The organism is Enterocloster sp. (assembly GCF_057861365.1).
Genome location: NZ_DBMACH010000004.1, coordinates 36221 through 57763, shown reverse-complemented (window position 1 = coordinate 57763; position 21543 = coordinate 36221). Strand labels below are relative to the sequence as shown.

General features: G+C 48.9%; 16 protein-coding genes. All 16 read left to right on the top strand.

Features of this window, described 5'->3' with window-relative positions:
* Positions 1 to 50 precede the first annotated feature (50 nt).
* Entirely contained in the window at positions 51 to 749 is a 699-nt protein-coding gene (gene rnc, locus ACZM6M_RS05620; protein WP_337433293.1) for a ribonuclease III, read from the top strand.
* Positions 740 to 4300 carry a chromosome segregation protein SMC gene (gene smc / locus ACZM6M_RS05615; RefSeq protein WP_418926427.1) on the top strand — a complete coding sequence of 1187 codons (3561 nt, stop codon included), beginning with the start codon at positions 740 to 742 and terminating at the stop codon, positions 4298 to 4300. The genes rnc and smc overlap by 10 nt, the downstream gene beginning before the upstream one ends.
* Positions 4301 to 4336: 36 nt before the next feature.
* Positions 4337 to 5272 carry a signal recognition particle-docking protein FtsY gene (gene ftsY, locus ACZM6M_RS05610; protein WP_337433295.1) on the top strand — a complete coding sequence of 312 codons (936 nt, stop codon included), beginning with the start codon at positions 4337 to 4339 and terminating at the stop codon, positions 5270 to 5272.
* A gap of 81 nt (positions 5273 to 5353) precedes the next feature.
* A complete protein-coding gene (gene ilvA, locus ACZM6M_RS05605) occupies positions 5354 to 6586 on the top strand; it encodes a threonine ammonia-lyase (RefSeq protein WP_066548565.1) in 1233 nt (410 codons plus the stop codon).
* A 20-nt stretch (positions 6587 to 6606) separates the two neighbouring features.
* Positions 6607 to 7863 carry a chloride channel protein gene (locus ACZM6M_RS05600; RefSeq protein WP_337932569.1) on the top strand — a complete coding sequence of 419 codons (1257 nt, stop codon included), beginning with the start codon at positions 6607 to 6609 and terminating at the stop codon, positions 7861 to 7863.
* Positions 7864 to 7891: 28 nt separating this feature from the next.
* Complete coding sequence (locus ACZM6M_RS05595; protein ID WP_296038562.1) at positions 7892 to 8464, top strand: hypothetical protein; 573 nt, start codon at positions 7892 to 7894, stop codon at positions 8462 to 8464.
* 9 nt (positions 8465 to 8473) lie between these two features.
* Positions 8474 to 8770, top strand: coding sequence for a hypothetical protein (locus tag ACZM6M_RS05590; protein ID WP_337433297.1), 297 nt, complete (start codon positions 8474 to 8476; stop codon positions 8768 to 8770).
* Positions 8771 to 8881: 111 nt separating this feature from the next.
* On the top strand, positions 8882 to 9763 hold the full coding sequence (locus ACZM6M_RS05585; RefSeq protein WP_407408211.1) for a DUF368 domain-containing protein: 882 nt from the start codon (positions 8882 to 8884) through the stop codon (positions 9761 to 9763).
* Between the two features lie 29 nt (positions 9764 to 9792).
* Positions 9793 to 11253 (top strand): D-alanyl-D-alanine carboxypeptidase family protein, encoded by a 1461-nt coding sequence (locus ACZM6M_RS05580; protein WP_484076178.1) that lies wholly within the window; start codon positions 9793 to 9795, stop codon positions 11251 to 11253.
* Complete coding sequence (locus tag ACZM6M_RS05575) at positions 11250 to 11912, top strand: precorrin-2 dehydrogenase/sirohydrochlorin ferrochelatase family protein (protein ID WP_417046055.1); 663 nt, start codon at positions 11250 to 11252, stop codon at positions 11910 to 11912. The genes ACZM6M_RS05580 and ACZM6M_RS05575 overlap by 4 nt, the downstream gene beginning before the upstream one ends.
* Positions 11909 to 12886: a hydroxymethylbilane synthase gene (gene hemC, locus ACZM6M_RS05570; protein ID WP_484076826.1), complete on the top strand. Its 978-nt coding sequence runs from the start codon at positions 11909 to 11911 to the stop codon at positions 12884 to 12886. Before ACZM6M_RS05575 ends, hemC begins: the two co-directional genes overlap by 4 nt.
* Positions 12883 to 14433: a uroporphyrinogen-III C-methyltransferase gene (gene cobA, locus ACZM6M_RS05565; protein WP_337433300.1), complete on the top strand. Its 1551-nt coding sequence runs from the start codon at positions 12883 to 12885 to the stop codon at positions 14431 to 14433. The genes hemC and cobA overlap by 4 nt, the downstream gene beginning before the upstream one ends.
* A 47-nt stretch (positions 14434 to 14480) precedes the next feature.
* Positions 14481 to 15830, top strand: coding sequence for a Wadjet anti-phage system protein JetA family protein (locus tag ACZM6M_RS05560; RefSeq protein WP_340276268.1), 1350 nt, complete (start codon positions 14481 to 14483; stop codon positions 15828 to 15830).
* Positions 15831 to 15877: 47 nt separating this feature from the next.
* Positions 15878 to 16474 (top strand): DUF4194 domain-containing protein, encoded by a 597-nt coding sequence (locus ACZM6M_RS05555; RefSeq protein ID WP_066550803.1) that lies wholly within the window; start codon positions 15878 to 15880, stop codon positions 16472 to 16474.
* Entirely contained in the window at positions 16458 to 19889 is a 3432-nt protein-coding gene (locus tag ACZM6M_RS05550; protein WP_489489895.1) for an ATP-binding protein, read from the top strand. The genes ACZM6M_RS05555 and ACZM6M_RS05550 overlap by 17 nt, the downstream gene beginning before the upstream one ends.
* A complete protein-coding gene (locus ACZM6M_RS05545; RefSeq protein WP_417045609.1) occupies positions 19834 to 21453 on the top strand; it encodes a nitrite/sulfite reductase in 1620 nt (539 codons plus the stop codon). The genes ACZM6M_RS05550 and ACZM6M_RS05545 overlap by 56 nt, the downstream gene beginning before the upstream one ends.
* The last annotated feature ends 90 nt before the right edge of the window (positions 21454 to 21543 follow it).

Sequence of the window (21543 nt, the reverse complement as noted above, 5' to 3'; positions counted from 1 at the left end):
GGGCTGTTTTTACAGCCCTTTTGTGCGTTTAAAAAGGAAGGAATATACATATGAATATCCATTTAAAAGAGCTGGAAAAAAAGCTTCAGTATGAATTTCACGATAAAAATCTCTTCAGCCAGGCGCTGACCCACAGCTCCTATGCGAATGAACACCGGCTGGATCACAGCCGCTGCAATGAACGCCTGGAGTTTTTAGGCGATGCAGTGCTTGAAATTGTTACCAGTGACTTTTTATACCATAAATACGATGCGCTTCCGGAGGGAGACTTGACAAAAATACGTGCAAGTATTGTCTGCGAACCTACTTTGGCATACTGTGCAGGAGATATCAGGCTGGGCGAGTACCTGCTCCTTGGAAAGGGAGAAGAGGCAACTGGAGGGCGAAACCGCAATTCTGTGGTATCGGATGCGATGGAAGCCCTGATCGGAGCGATTTATCTGGACGGTGGTTTTACTAATGCAAAAGAGTTTATACACAGATTTATTTTAAATGATATCGAACACAAGCAGCTCTTTTACGATAGCAAGACTATCTTACAGGAGATGATCCAGAGCCGGCAGACCGGTGTTCTGTCCTATGAAATCATAAAGGAGGAGGGGCCTGATCACAATAAATCCTTTGAGGTCCGGGCGCTCATGGGAGAGGAAGAGATCGGCCGGGGCGTGGGACGCACAAAAAAGGCGGCGGAACAGGTAGCCGCCTACAACGGTATTTTAAAGCTTAAGGCGGGCGAATCATGTATCTGAAAAGTATCGAGATCCAGGGCTTTAAATCCTTCGCCAATAAACTGGTCTTTGAATTTCATAACGGCATTACGGGTATTGTAGGACCCAACGGAAGCGGAAAGAGCAATGTAGCAGATGCAGTGCGCTGGGTGTTAGGCGAACAGAGGATACGCCAGCTGCGCGGAGCCAGTATGCAGGATGTGATCTTTTCCGGAACCGAGCTAAGAAAGCCTCAGGGTTTTGCATATGTGGCGATCACCCTGGATAACAGCGATCACCAGCTGTCCATCGATTATGAGCAGGTGACGGTATCCAGACGCCTTTACCGCTCCGGTGAAAGTGAATATATGATAAATGGGAGCGCCTGCCGTCTGAAGGATATCAATGAACTCTTTTATGATACGGGAATCGGAAAAGAGGGCTATTCCATTATCGGACAGGGACAGATCGATAAGATCTTAAGCGGAAAGCCGGAGGAACGGCGGGAGCTTTTTGACGAAGCTGCAGGTATTGTGAAATACAAACGGCGCAAGGCCATTGCACAGAAAAAGCTGGAGGACGAACAGGCCAGTCTGGTACGTGTATCGGATATTTTAAATGAGCTGGAAAAGCAGGTGGAACCCTTAGAGCGTCAGTCAAAGGCAGCCAGGGAGTATCTGCAGTTAAAGGAAGATCTGAAGGTCTGTGATGCCAACCAGTTTCTGTTGGAAGCAGAGCACATCCAGAGCCAGTTAAACGAAATTTCCAGGAAAAAGCAGGTTTTGGAAGGAGATCTGGAGGAGACCAGAAAAAAAGGTGAGGACATCCGAAAGGAATATGACCGCCTGGAAGCAGAAATCCGCAGTCTGGAGGAAGCTGTTTTAAAAGAACGGAGCCGTTTCAATGAGGCGTCCATGGAAAAAAACACGCTGGAAGGCCGGATCAATGTTTTAAGAGAACAGATCCACGCAGAAGAACGGAATGAGGAGCATATTAAAAGCCGAAAGGAAGCCATCACTGAGGAACTGAAGGGAAAAGAGGAACAGCTTGCGGACTTTGAAGCGCAACAAAACCGAATTGGGGAGCAGAATACAGAGGAATTAAACCGGCTGAACCGTGCCAGACAGGAGATTTCTGAAAAAGAAAATCATATCAGCCATCTGGAAGCGGTGATCGAGGAGGCAAACGCTCAGATGCTCCGCTTCCTGAATGAAAAGGCCGAGCTGACGGCCAGACAGCAGCGCTATGAGGCTATGTCGGAGCAGGTAAATCTGCGCCGCAGCGAGGTTTCCCAGAAGCTTCTCCGGTTTAAAAGTGACGAATCTCTTCAGGAGGAGAGGATCGCAGAGGAAAAGGAGCATCTTGCACAGGTACAGGCGGAGCTGGTGGAAAAGCAGGTTGCAGCCCAGGAAGCCGAGGATGGTATGGAGCAGGCAGACAGCGAGGTCCGCCGGTTAAACCGTCGGTTAAATGATACCCAGCAGGAATACCACATGGCCCATACCAGGCTGGAATCGCTGCAGAATCTGGCGGAGCGCTATGACGGCTACGGAAACAGCATCCGCCGGGTGATGGAGGTCCGGGACCAGATCCATGGGATCCACGGCGTGGTGGCAGATTTGATCACTACTGGCAAAAGGTACGAAACAGCCATAGAAACAGCCCTTGGGGGCAGTATCCAGAACATTGTCACAGACTCAGAGATTACGGCCAAGCAGCTGATCGAATATTTAAAGAAAAATAAATATGGCCGGGCTACATTTCTGCCTCTTACCAGTATGGGAAGCGGATCGGCCTTTTCAAGGCCTGAGGCGTTAAAGGAAGCAGGCGTGATCGGCCTTGCAAGCGAACTGGTAGAAACAGAAGAATGCTATCGGGGACTGGTACGGTATCTTTTGGGCCGGGTGGTAGTGGCTGTTAACATTGATGCAGCGATTGCCTTAGCTAAAAAATACCGCTACAGCCTGAGAATTGTCACTTTGGAGGGTGAGCTTTTAAGCCCAGGCGGTTCCATGACGGGAGGCGCGTTTAAAAACAGCAGTAATCTTTTAGGGCGCCGCAGGGAGATCGAGGAGCTGGAACAGACCTGCGAACGTTACTTGAAGCAGGCGGAGACCATTCAGACAGAGTTAAGTCTTAAAGAGGCAATTGTTCAGGAAAAAAAGGATGAGGCGGCTGTCTTAAAAAGAGCCGGACAGAAGCTGGCGCTGGAAGAGAATACGCTTCGGGTTACTATTTCCAGACTGGAGGAGAAAAAGGGAGAGATTGCCGATTCTTCCTCTGATCTGGTAAGGGAGCATCATCAGCTGGAGATTCAGGCAAAGGAGATCAGCGAAAGCCGCAGAAGCCTGCAAACACAGAAAGAGGCTCTGGACAGCGAGAGTGAGGCTGCTGCTGAGACTGTAAATGCACACAGCCTTCTTTTGGAACAGGCAAAGAAGGAAAAAGAGGCAGACAGCGAGCAGCTGGCGCAGTTAAGCATTAAGCAGGCAGGACTGGCCCAGAGGCTGGATTTTATCCGTGAGAATGAAAAACGTCTTTGGGGAGAAGGGGAGCTGCTTAAAAAGGAACTGTCCCAGCTCTCTAAAGGAAGCACAGAATCAGGAGAAGCCATTGCAAAAAAGCAGGAGGAGATTTTAAAAATCCGCAGAGAGATTGAGGATTCCCTGCTTCAGACGGCAGACAGCGAAGCGTTGATCGCAAAAAAAACAGAGCAGAAGGAAGCGTTTCTCGCACAGCAAAAGAAGCTTTTTACAGTCCGGGAAGAAATTTCATCCCGCGCTTCGGAACTGGATAAGGATATGTTCCGCATTCAGTCCCAGGAGGAGAAGCTGCAGGAAAAGCTGGAATCAGGGGCCGCATATCTGTGGTCGGAATATGAGATGACGGCTGTTCAGGCAGAGGCGATGAAAAAGGAGGATTTTCCTTCTCTGGGAGAAGTAAGCCGGATCATAGGCGGATTAAAAACCCGGATCAAGGCACTTGGCCCGATCAATGTCAATGCCATTGAGGATTACAGGGAGGTATCCGAGCGTTTCCTCTTTATGAAAACCCAGCATGAGGATCTGACCGCTGCCCAGGCGGAGTTAGAAAAGATCATCCTGGAGCTGGATACGGGAATGCGCCGCCAGTTTAAGGAAAAATTTTCAGAGATCCGCTCTGAGTTTGACCGGGTGTTTAAGGAACTCTTCGGCGGAGGACGGGGGACTCTGGAGCTTTTGGAGGATGAGGATATTTTAGAGGCAGGTATTCAGATTATCGCCCAGCCGCCGGGCAAAAAGCTGCAGAATATGATGCAGCTTTCCGGAGGGGAAAAAGCGCTGACTGCCATTTCCCTGCTGTTTGCCATCCAGAATTTAAAGCCGTCCCCCTTCTGCCTGTTAGATGAGATCGAGGCGGCTCTGGATGATTCCAATGTGGACCGGTTTGCCGGGTATCTCCATAAGCTTACAGAAAATACACAGTTTATTGTCATTACCCACCGAAGGGGTACCATGATGTCTGCCGACCGCCTTTACGGCATTACCATGCAGGAAAAGGGCGTATCTGCCCTGGTGAGTGTAAATTTGATCGAGGACAGTCTGACAGAGTAGTTTTTCTGTCCGTATATAAAAAGGAGGATAAGCCTTATGGCTGAAGGAAAAAAGGGATTTTTCGGGCGTCTGGTAGAAGGACTTGCCAAAACACGGAACAACATTGTATCAGGAATTGATTCTATTTTCAGCGGTTTTTCTGCCATTGATGATGATTTTTATGAGGAGATCGAGGAGACTTTGATCATGGGAGATCTGGGGATCCAGACCACCATGTCCATTGTAGAGGACCTGAGAAATAAGGTAAAGGAACAACATATAAAGGATCCGGAGCAGTGCAAGGGGATTCTGATCGAAAGCATCAAAAAGCAGATGAATCTGGGCGAAAATGCCTACGAATTTGAGCACAGAACCTCGGTTGTGCTGGTGATCGGCGTAAACGGCGTGGGAAAAACCACCTCTGTAGGAAAGCTGGCCGGCCAGTTAAAGGACAGTGGTCATAAGGTAATCCTTGCTGCGGCCGATACCTTCCGCGCCGCAGCCATTGAGCAGCTTACCGAGTGGTCGGAGCGGGCCGGAGTGGATATTATCGCCCAGCAGGAGGGCTCCGATCCCGCGGCAGTCATTTATGATGCGGTGGCTGCAGCCAAATCCAGAAAGGCAGATGTGCTGATCTGTGATACTGCAGGACGGCTTCACAATAAAAAGAACCTGATGGAAGAGCTTAAAAAGATCAACCGGATCATTGACCGGGAGTATCCTGATGCATACAGGGAGACGCTGGTGGTCTTAGACGGAACCACCGGACAGAACGCCCTGGCTCAGGCCAGACAGTTTATGGAGGTGGCCGATATCACGGGCATCATCCTTACAAAGCTGGATGGAACGGCCAAGGGAGGAATTGCCGTAGCGATCCAGGCGGAACTGGGAATTCCTGTAAAATACATCGGAATCGGTGAAAAGATTGACGATCTGCAGAAGTTTAATGCGGATGACTTTGTAAACGCCCTGTTCCATGTACAGAAACAGTAGGATCCTCTTTCGGTTTTCTGTTGAATTTATCACAATAAAGTGATATAGTTGTAACCAATAAATGCCAAGGAGAGAACGAGTATGGATGAACTTACATTAGAGAAATTTGAGGAAGCTTCTGAGATCGTAAAACAGGTAACACTGGAGACAAAGCTGGTGTACAGTGAATATTTTTCTGCACAGACAGGAAACAGGGTGTATTTTAAGCCGGAAAATATGCAGTATACAGGAGCCTACAAGGTAAGGGGCGCGTACTATAAGATCAGTACCCTGTCCGAAGAAGAAAAGTCCAGAGGACTGATCACTGCCTCTGCCGGAAACCATGCTCAGGGCGTGGCCTATGCCGCGCGTCTGGCCGGGGTAAAGGCAACCGTAGTAATGCCTACCACAACGCCTTTGATCAAGGTTAACCGTACCAAAGGCTACGGAGCCGATGTGGTTCTGGAAGGAGATGTATTTGACGAAGCCTGCGCTCACGCATACAAACTGGCAGAGGAGCACGGATACACCTTTGTACATCCTTTTGATGATCTGGACGTTGCAGCAGGACAGGGTTCTATTGCCATGGAGATTATCAAAGAGCTTCCTACAGTTGATTATATCCTGGTTCCTATCGGAGGCGGCGGCCTGTGCACAGGAGTATCTACCCTTGCCAAGATGTTAAATCCAAAGATCAAAGTAATCGGCGTTGAGCCGGCCGGAGCCAGCTGTATGAAGGAATCGCTGCGCCAGGGAAAAGTTGTAACCCTTCCTCAGGTCAATACCATTGCAGATGGTACGGCTGTTAAGCGTCCGGGTGAAAAGCTGTTCCCCTATATCCAGGAAAATGTAGATGAGATCATCACCATTGATGATAATGAGCTGATCGTAGCCTTTTTGGATATGGTGGAAAACCACAAGATGATCGTAGAAAATTCCGGCCTTTTAACCGTAGCTGCCCTAAAGCACATCAAGGCGGAAAAGAAGAAGGTTGTTTCTATCTTAAGTGGTGGAAATATGGATGTGATTACCTTATCCTCTATCGTACAGCATGGCCTGATCCAGAGAGACAGAGTCTTTACCGTATCCGTGCTGCTTCCGGATAAGCCGGGAGAGCTTGCAAGGGTATCTTCTCTTTTGGCAGAGCAGCATGGCAATATTATCAAGCTGGAGCACAACCAGTTTATCAGCATCAACCGCAATGCGGCTGTGGAACTTCGGATTACCATGGAGGCATTTGGGACAGAGCATAAAAATCAGATCGTAACGGCTTTGACAGATGCAGGATACCGCCCCAAGCTTGTGAAGGTAAAGGGTACCTACAGCGAGATGTAGGGCATGTGGGGGTGTATTAAATGAAACGTGGGGATACCAAAGCCGGAATGAAGGCCAATATCCGTTACTTTATCAAATGGAGTGCCCTTGCTCTGGTCATCGGTTCTGTGGCTGGAGCGGCAGGCACGATTTTTTCCATGGGAGTTTCCTGGGCCACCGGTTTTCGGCTGTCCCATCCGTCCATGCTGTTTTTTCTTCCGGTGTCCGGCCTTTTGATCGTCTGGATGTACCACTCCTTCCATGAGGAAGGAAACAGGGGAACCAATATGGTTATTGATGCAATTTCCTCCAATGAACGGGTGACGCCTGCCACAGGACCTTTAATCTTTTTTTCTACTATCTTAACTCATCTGGGGGGTGGCTCTTCTGGTCGTGAGGGGGCGGCTCTTCAGCTGGGAGGCAGCATCGGAAATTCCTTTGGGGAGTGGTTTAAACTGGATGAGCGGGATAAAAAGATTGCGATCATGTGCGGCATGAGCGCAGTATTCTCCGCTCTTTTTGGAACGCCGGTGGCAGCGGCGATTTTTTCCCTGGAGGTAGTCAGCATTGGTGTCCTCTACTATGCAGCCCTGGTTCCCTGCGTATTTTCCTCCTTTCTGGCGGTGGGGATCGCAAGGGCGGCCGGACTTGAAGGAGAACATTTCCCGGTGGAAATGATACCGGCGCTGGATTTGAAAGCAATGGGGCTTCTGGTACTTTTAGGTATACTCTGTGCTGCGGTAAGCATCTTGTTCTGTGTTCTGCTTCATACGGCAGAACATGCTTACCGGAAGTATTTTCCAGACGCCAGAGTGCGGATCCTGGCTGGCAGCTTCCTTTTTATCGCCCTTACCCTTTTATCAGGAACCAGAGATTACTGCGGCAGCAGTATGGGACTGATCGAAAGCAGCATAGAGGGAAGTGTTCGCTATGAGGCTTTTCTTATGAAGATGCTCTTTACAGCAGTTGCTTTAGGAGCAGGATTTAAGGGAGGAGAGATTGTGCCTACCCTCTGCGTGGGAGCAGCGTTAGGCTGTGCGTTTGGGGAGATTACGGGGTTTGCTCCCTCTCTCTGTGCGGCCTGCGGCATGGCGGCTCTTTTTGCCGGAGTGACTAACTGTCCTATCACATCCTTAGTGATTGCTCTGGAGCTTTTTGGTTATGAAGGGATGGAGTATTTCTCTATTATTATTGCGGTAGCATTTGCCCTGTCGGGCTATTATGGCCTGTATGCCAGCCAGAAGTTTGTTTATTCCAAAACAAGGACAGAATTTATCAATCGCAGATCCAACGGATAGGATAGGTACGGCTTAAAAAGGAGTGAGTATGATGAAAAAAACGTATAAACCATATAAAGCGGCGGCGGTTATAGCGGCTGCCGTTATTATGACCTCCGGATGCGGACAAAAACAGCAGGAGGGAAGTACGATGCAGACAGAAGAGGAGACGTCTGCATCCGGTACGGAAACCTCGTCTGCCGTGCAGAGACCTAATCCCATGACTGCGGTAACAGATGAAACTGCCTTTCAGTCTCTTGGGGTTTATATGGCTCTTCCGGAGGAGGCAGAAGATCCTCTCTGCTTTATCCTGAATGGAGAGGTAGCTGAAATTCAGTTTTCATATCATGAAATTCCCTATTCCTACCGTGCTTCCAACACGGCAGAGGATTTTGCCGGGATTTTTGAACGCTTTACGGATCAGATCCTGACCGTTGAATTTAAGGATTTGGAAGGGGGAGAAACGGTTTCTGCCCAGATCCGTACTACCCAGAGTGGAGGCCGCTTTGCTTCCTGGAAATGGAAGGATACGTCATATACGCTCTATACGGCATCGAACGTATCGGATGCGGATATTTCATCAATGGTAACTATGTTATTAGAGCTGATCTCTCAGCGGTAGGAGAAGGCTATGCTGGAGTTAAAGGATTTTATGCCGATAAATTTCCTAAAAAAGGAAAAATTTACCGGTAGTCATAAAGGACTGCGGTTTCGGATGGAAAAACTGGAGGAGAATGAGGAAACCTTTCTTTTCGTAAGTGTGTGGCCGGAACCCTACAGCTATGATTTTACACCGGAAGAGGAAAAGGAGCATTTAAAAACCTCCTTTGATGCGGACGGGATCGCCCGCGGCGTTGACTGGATCAACGAACGTCTGACAGAAGAAAAGGAGCGGTGGAAAGCGGCGCTTCATCATCAGACCTCATAAGATTTACTTGAATTTCCTCCTATTTCATGTATAATAATTCAATGTGCGGATTGCCGTGGTAGTATAGCCAGAGCGGTCCGATTTGAAATTTTCGAACGAAACAGGAGGAAGATGCAGGTGTTTTTAAATGCAGTGAGAGGATTTTGCATGGCTCTGGCAGACAGCGTACCCGGAGTTTCCGGCGGGACCATTGCGTTTTTGCTTGGGTTTTATGATGAATTTATCAATTCTTTAAATGATTTAATGGGGCGTGACAGCAAAAAACGCAAAAAGGCGTTTCTTTTTCTGGTAAAGCTGGGGATTGGCTGGATCATTGGTTTTGGTCTGTCCGTTTTAATTCTTGCCAGTCTGTTTGAAGCTCACATTTATCAGATCAGCTCTGTGTTCTTTGGCCTTACCTTGTTTGCTATACCGATGGTTATAAAGGAAGAAGCGGCGGTGATAAAAGGACAGGCTGGAAATCTGGTCTTTACCCTTTTGGGCGCAGCTCTGGTATTTGCCATTTCCTGGTTTAATCCATCCGGCGGAGAGGGCATCCGTGTATCAGCGGATCAGCTTTCATTCGGATTGGGCATTTATATTTTCTTTGCTGCTATGATCGCAATTACAGCCATGGTACTTCCGGGAATTTCCGGCTCTACCCTTCTTTTGATCTTTGGACTCTATGTTCCCGTTATCGGGGCGATCAAGGAGCTGCTCCATTTTAATTTCAGTTATCTGCCCGTGGTGGTCATCTTCGGCCTGGGTGTTGTCACAGGAATTATTGCGATTATAAAATTTGTAAAAATATGTCTGGAACGCCACCGTTCCCAGACGATCTACGCCATTCTGGGCCTGATGATCGGCTCCCTATATGCCATTCTTATGGGGCCCACTACGCTGGATGTGCCAAAAGCTCCTGTAAGCCTTTCTACCTTCAGTATCCCGTTCTTTATTTTGGGCGGGCTGATTCTGGCTGGTCTGGAGCTTTTAAAGGCAAGGCTTGAATCATAATATTGGGGGTATATACGATGATCCGACGGATGAAACGCCTGTGCGGTTTCTTTTTGACACTTGCGCTCAGCTGTTCCCTGACAGCTTTTCCCGTGTTCGCAAAACCGGACTGGCCTGCGGATACCGGTGTCCAGTCCGAGGCTGGGATTGTGATGGATATGGATTCAGGAGCAGTGCTGTTTGCCCAGAATATCCATGTCCAGCTTCCGCCAGCCAGTATTACAAAACTGCTCACAGCTCTTGTAGTGGCTGAACATGCTTCCATGGACGAGCAGGTTACGTTTTCTCATGATGCCGTTTATAATGTAGAATCGGGAAGCGGAAATAAGCTGGGCCTGGAAGAGGGGGATGTTCTGTCTGTGAAGGACAGTCTGTCTGTTATGCTTTTGCAGTCCTCCAATCAGGCAGCCAACGCCCTGGCAGAACATGTGGCAGGGAGCCGAGAGGCTTTTGCGGACATGATGAATGAAAAGGCAGAGGCATTAGGCTGCCGGGAAAGCAATTTTGAAAACCCGTCCGGCTTAAATGATGAGGCCCAGCTGACCTCTGCCTACGATATGGCCCTGATCGGCGCGGCAGCATTTTCAGATCCGGAGATCCTTGAAATCTGTTCGGCAAAAAAAGCCACGCTTCCTCCCACCAAAAACAATACAGAAGGGCGTACCTATTCCCTTGAGCATAAACTGGTGGTTACAGAGGACGGAACCAGCGAATACTATTATCCGGAAGCAGTGGCAGGAAAGACAGGCTATACCTCTCTTGCAGGACAGACCCTTGTAACTTACGCGGTAAAGGATGACCGGCGCCAGGTAGCGGTGACTTTAAAGAGTACCCAAAAGACCCATTATTCAGATACAAAGACCATTCTGGATTTTGGTTTTAAACGGTTCAAAAATGTAAATGTGGCAGAAAATGAAACCCATTACATCACCGGTGAAGAGCCGGTAGAAATAAACGGCGTATCCTATCTGCCATCCGAGCTGTATCTGGATGATACAGCGGTGATCACTCTTCCCAATGATGCAGAATTTGGAGACGCAGATCAGTATCTGCAGACTGAGATTCCAGAGAACCATCCAGAGGGGGCTGTCGGCCGGATCATCTATTCCTATAATGACAGACAGATCGGAGTGGCATGGCTGTATACCACAAAGGCTTTAAGCAGTGCGGCAGAGCCTTCACAGGAGGCACCTGAACAGACAGATCCGTCTTCATCCAAAGAGCCGTCTGAAAAGAAAGGGATTTCTTTACCCGACGGGCTCATCGCCGGAGCGGGCGCAGTTGTCCTGCTTCTGATTGCGGTTTGCGGGATTTACGCTGCGGTTCAGCAAAGAAAAGAGAAGGAACGTCTGGCACGGATGAAGGAAAGGCGCAGAAAGCGTCTGGAGGAAATGGGCTGCAGCCAGGATGAGTTTGAACGTCTGTTAAATGAGAGAAAGGCTGCTTTGGGAAAACGGACAGCCAATGATGAACCGGAGGATCTGTTATGAGTTATTTCCCTTTTTTTACAGATATTGAGGGGTGGCTCTGTGTGACAGTCGGAGGGGGGAAGGTCGCATACCGTAAGGTCTGCGGCCTTCTCCCCTTTGGAGTTTTGGTCCATGCGGTGGCAAAGGAGTTTATCCCTGAGTTTGACCGCCTTGAACAGGAGGAAGTGCGTTTCAGGCGGAGCATGCGCCCCTTTTGCCTGGAGGATTTAAAGAAAGCAGATCTGGTCATTGCTGCCACTAATGATATTGAGCTGAACCGGACCATTTCCCGGTGGTGCAAACAAAGGAAAATTCCGGTTAATTCGGTCCAGGGGCCAGAAGACAGCAGCTTTCTTTTCCCGTCGCTGTTTACGGACGGCCCGGTGACAGCTGCCGTATGTACAGGGGGTGAAAGCCCTGTGCTGGCCCATCTTTTAAAGGAGCGCATTTCCCATTCCATACCGGACCATATGGGAGAACGGGCCGGGCTTTTAGGAGCGCTGCGCAGAGAGATGAAGGATCGTTTTCCAGATTCAGGCGGGCTGCGGCGTGACCTTTCCGTCCGGCTTGCAGAGGCAGTTTTTAATATGGATAAGCTCCCTTCATCAGAGGAAATACAGGCATTGCTGGCTGAATGTTCTCAGACCATGTATATAAAAAAAGAGGAAGAAAACACATGAACCATATACTTCGTATCGGAAGCCGGAAAAGTGTTCTGGCTCTGCGCCAGGCAGAAATGATCGCTGAACAGCTGAAAAATAAGTTTCCGGGTCTTCAGACAGAGATTCTTACAAGGGATACGCTAGGAGACCAGCTCCTTCATTCTCCTCTCCAGGCATTTGGGGGGAAGGGAGCATTTGTTTCCGAATTTGAACAGGCTCTTTTAGAAGGCTCCATTGACCTTGCAGTCCATAGTGCCAAGGATATGCCGGTTTCTCTTCCAGAGGGGCTGGTGATTTCAGCGCTGTCTGAGCGCGAAGATCCGGGGGATGTACTGATACTGCCAAAGACTGCCTCAAAGACAGACAAAAAGGAGCTTGTCATCGGAACCTCCAGTCCCAGACGCCAGCTGCAGATCCGGGAGCAGTGGCAGAGTATCTGCGGCAGTACAAAATGGCTGGATAAGGAAAGCCGGCCTGTGTGTGTGACGCTTCGGGGAAATGTGCAGACCCGCTTAAAAAAACTGAAAGAGGGTGCCTGTGACGGGATCCTTTTAGCAGCAGCAGGGTTAAAGCGCCTGGGAATTGAAGAGGGGGAAGAATGGCGTTTTATCCGCTTGAGTCCGGAACAGTTTCTGCCTGCCGGGGGACAGGGAATCCTTGCAGTGGAGACGAAAGCGGATACAGAGGCTCACAGGCTCTGCAGCCAGATCGACTGCAGATCATCCCGTCTGTGCCTTACAGCAGAAAGGTCAGTGCTTGAAACGCTTCAGGCAGGCTGTCATGCGCCGGTGGCCGTATATGCGAACCTCTTTGAAGAAGATGGAGAAACGAAACTGCGCCTTCGCGGGATCAATGGACCGGAACATGCTTCACAGCTTACGGACGCGGAGCTTAAAAATAAGATACGCCGGGTTGACCTGTGCGGAACACTTTCAGAAATATCAGTGACAACATTAGCAGATCAAGCGGGGAAAGGATTACTTTGGCCATGAAATATACCATTACACCTGTATCAAGGAATGAAAAAAAATGGGGTACCGTGTGTCTGGTAGGAGCCGGACCGGGAGCGGGAGAACTTTTGACCATCCGGGGGATGGAGCGGTTAAAGGCCTGTGATGCCGTGGTCTATGACCATCTGGCTTCCCAGGAGCTTTTAGGGTTTGTCCGAAAGGACTGCAGGATCATTTATGCCGGAAAGGAAGCAGGGAGCCACTCCATGCCTCAGGAGGAGATCAACCGCCTTTTGATCGGGCTGGCAAAAGAGGGGTTAAATGTAGTCCGCTTAAAGGGCGGCGATCCTTTTGTGTTCGGCAGGGGATCGGAGGAGATCCTGGCATTAAAAGAGGCCGGGATTTCATGGGAAACCGTTCCTGGGATCACCTCTGCGGTAGCCGTACCGGAGCTTGCGGGGATTCCCGTCACCCATCGGGGCATAAGCCGCAGCTTTCATGTGATTACCGGTCATACCTTGGCGGGCGGCCGTGAGCAGAACGAGCTGAAAGCATATGCTGCAATGGAGGGAACCCTTGTTTTTCTCATGGGCTTTCACAGCTTGTCGGCTATTACAGAGGGACTGATCCGGGGAGGAAAGTCTCCACAGACACCGGCTGCCCTGATCGAGAACGGTTCTCTTTTAAACCAGAGGGTTTTGCGGGCTGATCTAGAGACGCTTGCCGCAAAAGCGAAGGAGCAGGGCTTTCACACGCCTGCCATTATCGTAGTGGGGGAGGCGGCTGCCTTTAACCTGCAGCCGGAAACGGTAAATCCCAGAGGGCCTCTTGATGGAATGACCGTCGGATTGATCGGAACGGAGCATTTTACAGATCAGATGGAAATCGCACTGCGAAAAGAGGGGGCTAAAACAGAAACGCTCCTTCGGATGGAATGCCTAGAAGAAAAAGGGAAAAATGCCATGGCTTCCGTATATCCCAGGCTTGGAGCATATACCTGGCTGGTTCTTACCAGTGTAAACGGTGTCCGGCTGTTTTTTAAAGGGCTTTTTGAATCTGGCCTGGATATCCGGGCTTTAGGGCATATGAAGGTGGCTGCGATCGGGGCTGCAACCTGCAGGGCGCTTTTGGAACGGGGGATCCGGCCGGATCTTGTGCCGGAGGAATACTGCTCTGCCAGCCTGGCTCAGGCGCTTTTTAAAGTGCTTCATTCAAAGGATCGCGTTCTTATGGCAAGAGCAGAGGGAGCCTCTGTGAAACTGGCTCAGATGCTTATAAAGGCAGGGATCCCTTTTGATGATATTCCTCTTTATGCGGTAAAGGGCGTTCCCTCGAAACGAATGGAAGAGCAGCTGTCGTTATGCCGTGTGCTGATATTTGCAAGCCCTTCCGGCGTCCGTGCATTTAAACAGGCCGGAGGATTTTGCAGGCCGGAGGATTCAGAAAGACCCTTGTATGCGGCCATCGGCCCGGTTACTGCAGAGGCGATGAAAGAGGAGATCGGAAAAACAGCGGATATCATTGCTGAGTCTTATCATATTCCGGGACTTGTGAAAGCGGTAATTGATGGGACTGCTCCATTGCCATAAGGCGTTTTTCCTGATATAATAGGGGTATCTAAATCAGGAGGAAACCAATGAAACTGATACAGGAGATACCGGACCGGTTCTGGAGCCTTTTCCGCTCGGTGAACCGGTCTGCTTACATTGAAGCGCTGTTAAAAATCAGCGAGGAATACGAATACAGCAATTATTTTTTAAGCAGGGAAATGTGTATTCAGCTTTTAAGTGAATATTTTGCAGAAAAACGCTGTGTGATCTGGCAGGATGAATTAGAGGAAGAAGAGGATCAGTTTGAGCCTCCGGCCACCCGGGTTTTAAACTGGCTTTTAAAGACCGGATGGCTCAGAAAAGTGGATGACTATGCAACCATGACTGTCAATATTATCATTCCGGATTATGCGGCTGTTTTTATAGAAAGCTTTTCCAGGCTTTGTAATGAGCAGGGGGATGAAGCGCAGATCTATATCCAGAATATCTATGCCATCCTTTTTTCATTAAAACATGACCCCAGATCCGGCATCAGCCTTCTGGATACGGCTCTTGTAAATACGAAAAAACTGAATAAGTCCCTTCAGGATATGCTTCACAACATGGATAAGTTTTTCGGAAAGCTTTTGGAGCAGAGGGATTACGGTTCTCTTTTAAAGGATCATCTGGAGGGGTATGTGGAAGAGGTGGTAAATAAAAAATACCACATTTTAAAGACCAGCGATAATTTTTATCTTTATAAAACGGATATTAAAAGCTGGATTGCTTCCATGCGGGAGGATATTCCCTGGCTTACCCGTCTTTCCGGCAGAGAGGGGACGGGTGAGATCCTTGAAAAGCTGGATCAGCTGGAGAAGGGCTTTGACGATATTGAACACAGGATATCCAATATGGACAAAGAACATTCCCGGTATGTTAAGGCGACTGTGACGCGTATGGGCTATCTTTTAAACCAGGAGGATGATATGAAGGGGCTGGTGATCCAGCTGTTAAACCATCTTTCCAAAACAGGAGGAACAGAGGATGAGCTAAAGGCCATTGGGGAACGTATGAACCTGTCCCAGCCCAATGTGGTTTCGGAAGCTTCTCTTTACAGGCGCAGGCATACCAGGGCATCTTTTACGGAGCAGCTAAAGGATGAGGAAGAAATGCCGGAGCTTTCGGCAGAGGAGATCCTTAACATTAACAGGGTAAAGAACCGCTACAGCCACAGAGAGATTGAGGAATTTATCACCAGCCGGATGAAGGACGGCCGGATGGAGGTAACGGAGGATACGGTGGAAAATGACGGGGATTTTGAAAAGCTGATCCTTGCATATGATGAATCCATCCGGAGAAAAAGTACCTATACGGCAGAGACGGAGGATCCGGCGCCTGTAACGAAGGGGCCTTACACCTATCCGGGTTTTGTATTTGTAAGGAGGACCAGAACGTGACGGAAATTATAAAGACAGAAGCAGGGATTCCCTACTATGACGAACAGATGGGCCAGACGAAACAGGAGATCACGGATCTGATCCGCCTTCTGCTTCGCCAGACGTTTCTGCTGGAGCGCAAATATGATAAGAAAACAGGCCGGTTCCAGTATACAAAGGAGTATCGCAGCTGCAGTCTCCACCTGGAATTTATCCGCCGGTATTTTGCCGTCGCCGGCATTGAGGTTTTGGAAAATAGCCATATGGGGATGATCTATATCCAGGGAGAAGATCTGGTGGGTGAAAAGCTTCCCAGACTGGCAACCCTTTATCTTCTTATCCTCAAACTGATCTATGATGAACAGATGGAAAATGTATCTGCCAGCGTGAACGTATATACTACGCTGGGAGCGGTTCATGAAAAACTGGGGAATTACCGGCTTTTTAAACGCCAGCCTTCTCCCAGCGAGATCCGGCGCACGGTTACGCTGCTGAAAAAATATCAGCTGATCGAGCCGCTGGATCTTTTGGATGAGCTGTCTTATGAAAGCCCGTTTATCATCTATCCCAGCATCAATGTAGTGCTTTTGGGGGATGATGTGAGAGAGCTTTTAGCTGATTTTGAAGAAGGAGAGGAGGAAGGGGAAAGTGACAACGGAATATAAGTCGGCAGCCGGGCCGTTCTGGGCCTTTACGCGGATCTGTCTGAACAACTGGCATTACATTTCCAGAAAGACGCTTACCTTAAATGAGGAGATCAACTTTTTTACCGGTCATTCCGGAAGCGGAAAATCCACGGTAATTGACGCCCTGCAGCTGGTGCTGTATGCCAATACGGACGGCAGAGGTTTTTTTAACAAGGCGGCTGCTGACGATTCGGACCGAAGCCTCATTGAATATTTAAGGGGCATGGTCAATATAGGGGACAATAACGAATTTTCCTATTTGAGAAACCGCAATTTCAGTTCTACTATTGTACTGGAATTAAAACGCACCGATACGGAAGAATACCAGTGTATCGGTATTGTGTTTGATGTAGAAACGGCATCCAATGAGATATCCCGCCGCTTTTTCTGGCATAAAGGCCCTTTGTGTGAAAATGAATACCGCACAGAAACCCGTACCATGTCCATCCGTGAAGTGGAACACTGGCTGGATACCCATTATGGAAAGGAAGAGCATTTTTCCACCTCCCATAATGAGAGGTTTCGCCGGATCATGTATGAGACGTATCTGGGAGGACTTGACAGCGAGAAGTTTCCTCTGCTTTTTAAACGGGCGATCCCCTTTCGGATGAATATCAAGCTGGAGGACTTCGTTAAGGAATATATCTGTACGGAGCAGGATATCCATATGGAGGATATGCAGGAAAGCGTAATGCAGTACGGACGGATGCGCAGAAAGATTGAAGATACCAGTCAGGAGATCCGCCGCCTTACCGCAATCCGTGAAGCATTTGATACCTTTACCATGCTGGAGGATAAGCTGGACAAGTATCAGTGGTTTGTAAAAAAACTGGAGCTTTTAGATACTCGTTCCCGGATCCGGAATTTAAATGACCGGACGGCTCTGGGAAAAGAAGAACTGAACCGCCAGACAGAAGCCTTAAAGAGTGCCGAAGGCCGGATCAAGGAGCTTACAGACCAGAGCGATGAGCTGCTGCGCCGGATTGCCTCTACCGGATACGGGGAGTTAAAGGAACAGCTTTCATCCCTGGGAGAGCTTTGCGAACAGTTAAGCCGCAGCGAGGCCCGCTGGCAGAAAACCACCCTTTCCCTGAAAAAATGGGAGGAGGAGGATATCACCTCCAATCAGACACTCTGGGATATTGAGGAGTTTGAACAGCGCACCATTTCAAAGGAAACGATGATCCGCTTAAAGGCATCCCTTGCTTCTATGGAGGCGGATACAGAAAAACTCCGCCAGGAAACGGCTGCCCGGTTCAATGAGCTAAAGCGTAGGGAAAAGCAGTTAAAGGAGGAGCTTGAAAAGCTTCAGGCAGGAAGCAAGGCCTATCCGAAATATCTGGAGGAGGCAAGAGAGTATTTAAAACGGCGCCTGTTTGAGGAAACAGGAAAAAGCGCAGATGTATTCGTGCTGGCTGACCTTCTGGAAGTAAAGCATCCGGAATGGGCCAATGCCATAGAGGGGTATCTGGGAAACAACAAATTAAGCCTGGTGGTTTCCCCCAGGTATGCGAGGGCCGCTTTAAAGATTTACAGTGAGCTGGATCCCAAAAAATATTACAGTGTGGCGGTTCTCGATACAGAGAAAGCTGCTTCTTCTCAGGCTGCGGTACTTAAAAATTCTCTGGCAGAGGAAATCGGGGTTAAAGAAGCGTTTCTTGCTCCATATATGGAGCTTTTGCTTGGAAAAGTGATCAAATGCCGCTCCATTGAGGAGCTTTCAGACTGCAAAATCGGTATTACTCCAGAATGCCTTTTATATCATAATCTCCGTCTTCAGCATATCAATCCGGAGCATTATACCCGTATGGCGTACATTGGAAAGGACAGCCTGCGAAAGAGGATCCGGCTGGTTCAGGAAGAACTGGAGGAGACTAAAAAAGCCGGACTGCCCCTGGAAGCGGTTCTTGCGGACTGCAGGCGGATATCAGGGCTTGAGGCGTTAAAAGGTCCGGCAGAGGAATATATGCAGTGGCTGGAGGAAATTAAGGCCTGGAAGAAAAAGGAATCCGAAAAGAAGCAGTTATCCAGACGGTTAGAGGAGCTGAAAGCCCAAAATATCGGACAGCTGGAAGAGGAACGGTCGGCTGTTCTTGAGCAGTGTGAAGGAGTGAAACGGGAACGGGATCGCCTGAGGGAGCTGATCCTTGGCCGCAAAAATGAATTGGAGCGTTTTTCCCATTCTATTACAGAGCTGGAAGAAACAGCAGCATCCCAGAATGGACAGCTTGAGGAAAATGCGGAGCACGACAGGGAACTTTCGGCTTATCTGGCAGAAAGGGAGGCCATACGCTATGACAGAGAGCGGGAAACCTATGAAAATAAATGCAGGATCCTGACAGAACAGAGTAATAAGGCCAGAGAAACGCTTATGAATCTTCGTACCGAGTATATCCGCAGCTATCCGGGCCGCAATGTGCCGGTAAGTGCCAGAGATAACGAGGCGTATGACAGTCTTCTTGACCGCCTTTCCTGTGATGATCTGGAACGGTTTAAGGAGCAGGCTGCCAGGCAGGCCCGATCGGCAGTGGAGCATTTTAAGGATGATTTTATGTACAAGATCCGCAGCGCTATTAAGGAGGCCATGCTGCGGACTGAAGAACTGAACCGGATCATCAGCCGTCTGGATTTTGGAAAGGATAAATACAGGTTTGTGATTTCGCGGTCTAAGGGAGCAGACGGACGGTATTATGATATGTTTATGGATGAATCTTTAGAGGTAGATCCCTCCCGGCTGGATCACAGCTTTGAAAATCAGCTGAACCTTTTTACCATGGAGCATGAAAATCATTACGGAGACAGGATTAACGAGCTGATCAGCATTTTTATCCCGCCGGAAAACGCTGCGCCGGAGCAGCTTGAGGAGGCCAGACGGAATATGGAAAAATATTCCGATTACCGGACCTATCTTTCTTTTGATATGCAGCAGCTGGTTCAGAACGGAGACGAGGTTATAAAGATCCGTTTAAGCAAAATGCTTCGGAAAAATTCCGGCGGAGAGGGGCAAAATCCCCTGTACGTAGCGCTTCTTGCAAGCTTTGCACAGGCTTACCATATCGGACAGCCTGCAGGACTTCGAAAAAGCCCGTCGATCCGCCTGGTGATCTTAGACGAGGCCTTTTCCAAGATGGATGCGGAAAAGGTGGCAAGCTGCATTGAACTGATCCGGGGACTGGGCTTCCAGGCGATCATCAGCGCTACCAACGATAAGATCCAGAACTATCTGGAAAATGTGGATCGAACCTTTGTATTTGCAAATCCAAACAAAAAAGCGATTTCCATTCAGGAATTTGAACGGGGGCGCTTAAAAGAGTTTACACAGGAAAGGAAGGTTATCTATGAAGATGACAGCAATTCAGCCGGAGAGCTGGAAAGAGGACTACAGACAGTTTGAACAGGCCACGGAGCAGTTTTACAGCGGAGAGATGGATGCCAAAACTTATAAGGGCATTTCGGGCGGTTTCGGAAGCTATGCTCAAAAGGGCGGAAAGGCCAGCATGCTTCGTCTGCGTATGCCGGGCGGTGTGATGACAAAGGAAAAACTGGCCTTTGTGGTACAGAGTATTAAGGAATATGAGGTTAAACGGGTTCATTTAACAACCTGTCAGACACTGCAGCTTCACGATCTGTCAAAGGATCAGGTTTGTGAGCTGGCTGTAAAAGCCCTTTCCTGCGGGATTGTCACAAGAGGCGGTGGTGGAGATTTTCCGAGAAATGTAATGGTTTCTCCTCTGGCCGGTGTGGAGGAGGGAGAATATTTTGACGTTCTTCCTTATGCTTTAAAAGCGGCTGATTATCTTATGAGCTTTATCAAGGGGAAAAAACTGCCCCGAAAGCTGAAGGTGGGATTTTCTAATACGCCAAAGAATGTCACGCATGCGACGTACAGGGATCTTGGCTTTGCGGCCAGAGAGGATGGCACCTTTGACGTATACAGCGCAGGTGGTCTGGGAAATAAGCCTGCTTTTGGCGTAAGGGTGGCAGAGGGAGTGGCTCCGGATCAGATCCTTTACTATATCCGAGCCATGCATGAGCTGTTCTGTGCGTATGGCAATTATGAAAACAGGGCCAAAGCCAGAAGCCGTTTTATGCAGGAAGCTCTGGGAGGTGCTGAGGCGTATAAGGAAGCATTTTTAAAGAAGCTGGACGAGGTTTATGCGGAGGAAGGAGATCTTACTCTGGAAATGGGAGAGACTTCCTTATCCGAAGAGGCGGTACAGGATCAGAGTACAGCTTTTGCTGCTTCCAGGGAGATTTTATTTGCCTCTATTTCAGATCCTTATATGAGAAAGCGGGTAATCCCTCAGAAACAGAACGGGCTTTACAGCGTAGCCTGCCATCCGCTTGGAGGAAGCCCGGAGCCTTCTCTTTTTGCAGATCTTTATGAGGTGATAGAATCTATTCCCGGCGCGGAACTTCGTTTGTCTCCGGAAGAAATGTTTTATGTGATCAACTGCCGGGCAGAGGATGTAAAAAAGGTGTTAGAGGTTACCTCTTCTGAAAAGGCGGTCTGCTCCTGCAGCCGTTTTGAGGAATCGGTAGCATGTATCGGCGCATCAATCTGCCAGCAGGGTGTAAGAGATTCCCAGGCTCTGCTTCACCGTCTGATCGAAATGGAGCGTGAAGAGGGCTTTGAAGACGGTATCCTGCCTCAGATCCATATTTCTGGCTGTCCATCTTCCTGCGGCACTCACCAGACAGGAGTAATCGGCTTCAGAGGTGGTGTAAAATCAGTAAATAAAGAAGTCAAACCTGCTTTTAATCTTTTCGTAAAGGGATGCTGCTTCCAGGGAAAAGAACGGATGGGAGAAGAGCTGGGAGCGATACTGGAAGAGAACATTCCGGCATTTTTAAAGGCCTTAGGCCATGCGGTACAGGAAAGCGGCCTTGATTTTGAAGGCTGGTATGCAAAGGATGCGGAAGGAATCCGCAAGATTGCAGAGAACTTCCTGGCATAAAAGGGCACTTTTTAAAAGGTCTTTCCTTTTAAGCGGGAGTGTTGTATAATCTCTACCAGACATACCGGAATGATGGATATTCCGGAACAA

Bases quoted from the DNA above. Each gene is read 5' to 3' on its own strand.
- cobA (WP_337433300.1), top strand. From the start codon at position 12,883: ATGAAATATACCATTACACCTGTATCAAGGAATGAAAAAAAATGGGGT.
- ACZM6M_RS05575 (WP_417046055.1), top strand. From the start codon at position 11,250: ATGAGTTATTTCCCTTTTTTTACAGATATTGAGGGGTGGCTCTGTGTG.
- ACZM6M_RS05600 (WP_337932569.1), top strand. From the start codon at position 6,607: ATGAAACGTGGGGATACCAAAGCCGGAATGAAGGCCAATATCCGTTAC.
- ACZM6M_RS05560 (WP_340276268.1), top strand. From the start codon at position 14,481: ATGAAACTGATACAGGAGATACCGGACCGGTTCTGGAGCCTTTTCCGC.
- ilvA (WP_066548565.1), top strand. From the start codon at position 5,354: ATGGATGAACTTACATTAGAGAAATTTGAGGAAGCTTCTGAGATCGTA.
- ACZM6M_RS05585 (WP_407408211.1), top strand. From the start codon at position 8,882: ATGCAGGTGTTTTTAAATGCAGTGAGAGGATTTTGCATGGCTCTGGCA.
- ACZM6M_RS05590 (WP_337433297.1), top strand. From the start codon at position 8,474: ATGCTGGAGTTAAAGGATTTTATGCCGATAAATTTCCTAAAAAAGGAA.
- ACZM6M_RS05580 (WP_484076178.1), top strand. From the start codon at position 9,793: ATGAAACGCCTGTGCGGTTTCTTTTTGACACTTGCGCTCAGCTGTTCC.
- ACZM6M_RS05595 (WP_296038562.1), top strand. From the start codon at position 7,892: ATGATGAAAAAAACGTATAAACCATATAAAGCGGCGGCGGTTATAGCG.
- rnc (WP_337433293.1), top strand. From the start codon at position 51: ATGAATATCCATTTAAAAGAGCTGGAAAAAAAGCTTCAGTATGAATTT.
- smc (WP_418926427.1), top strand. From the start codon at position 740: ATGTATCTGAAAAGTATCGAGATCCAGGGCTTTAAATCCTTCGCCAAT.
- hemC (WP_484076826.1), top strand. From the start codon at position 11,909: ATGAACCATATACTTCGTATCGGAAGCCGGAAAAGTGTTCTGGCTCTG.
- ACZM6M_RS05555 (WP_066550803.1), top strand. From the start codon at position 15,878: ATGGGCCAGACGAAACAGGAGATCACGGATCTGATCCGCCTTCTGCTT.
- ftsY (WP_337433295.1), top strand. From the start codon at position 4,337: ATGGCTGAAGGAAAAAAGGGATTTTTCGGGCGTCTGGTAGAAGGACTT.
- ACZM6M_RS05545 (WP_417045609.1), top strand. From the start codon at position 19,834: ATGAAGATGACAGCAATTCAGCCGGAGAGCTGGAAAGAGGACTACAGA.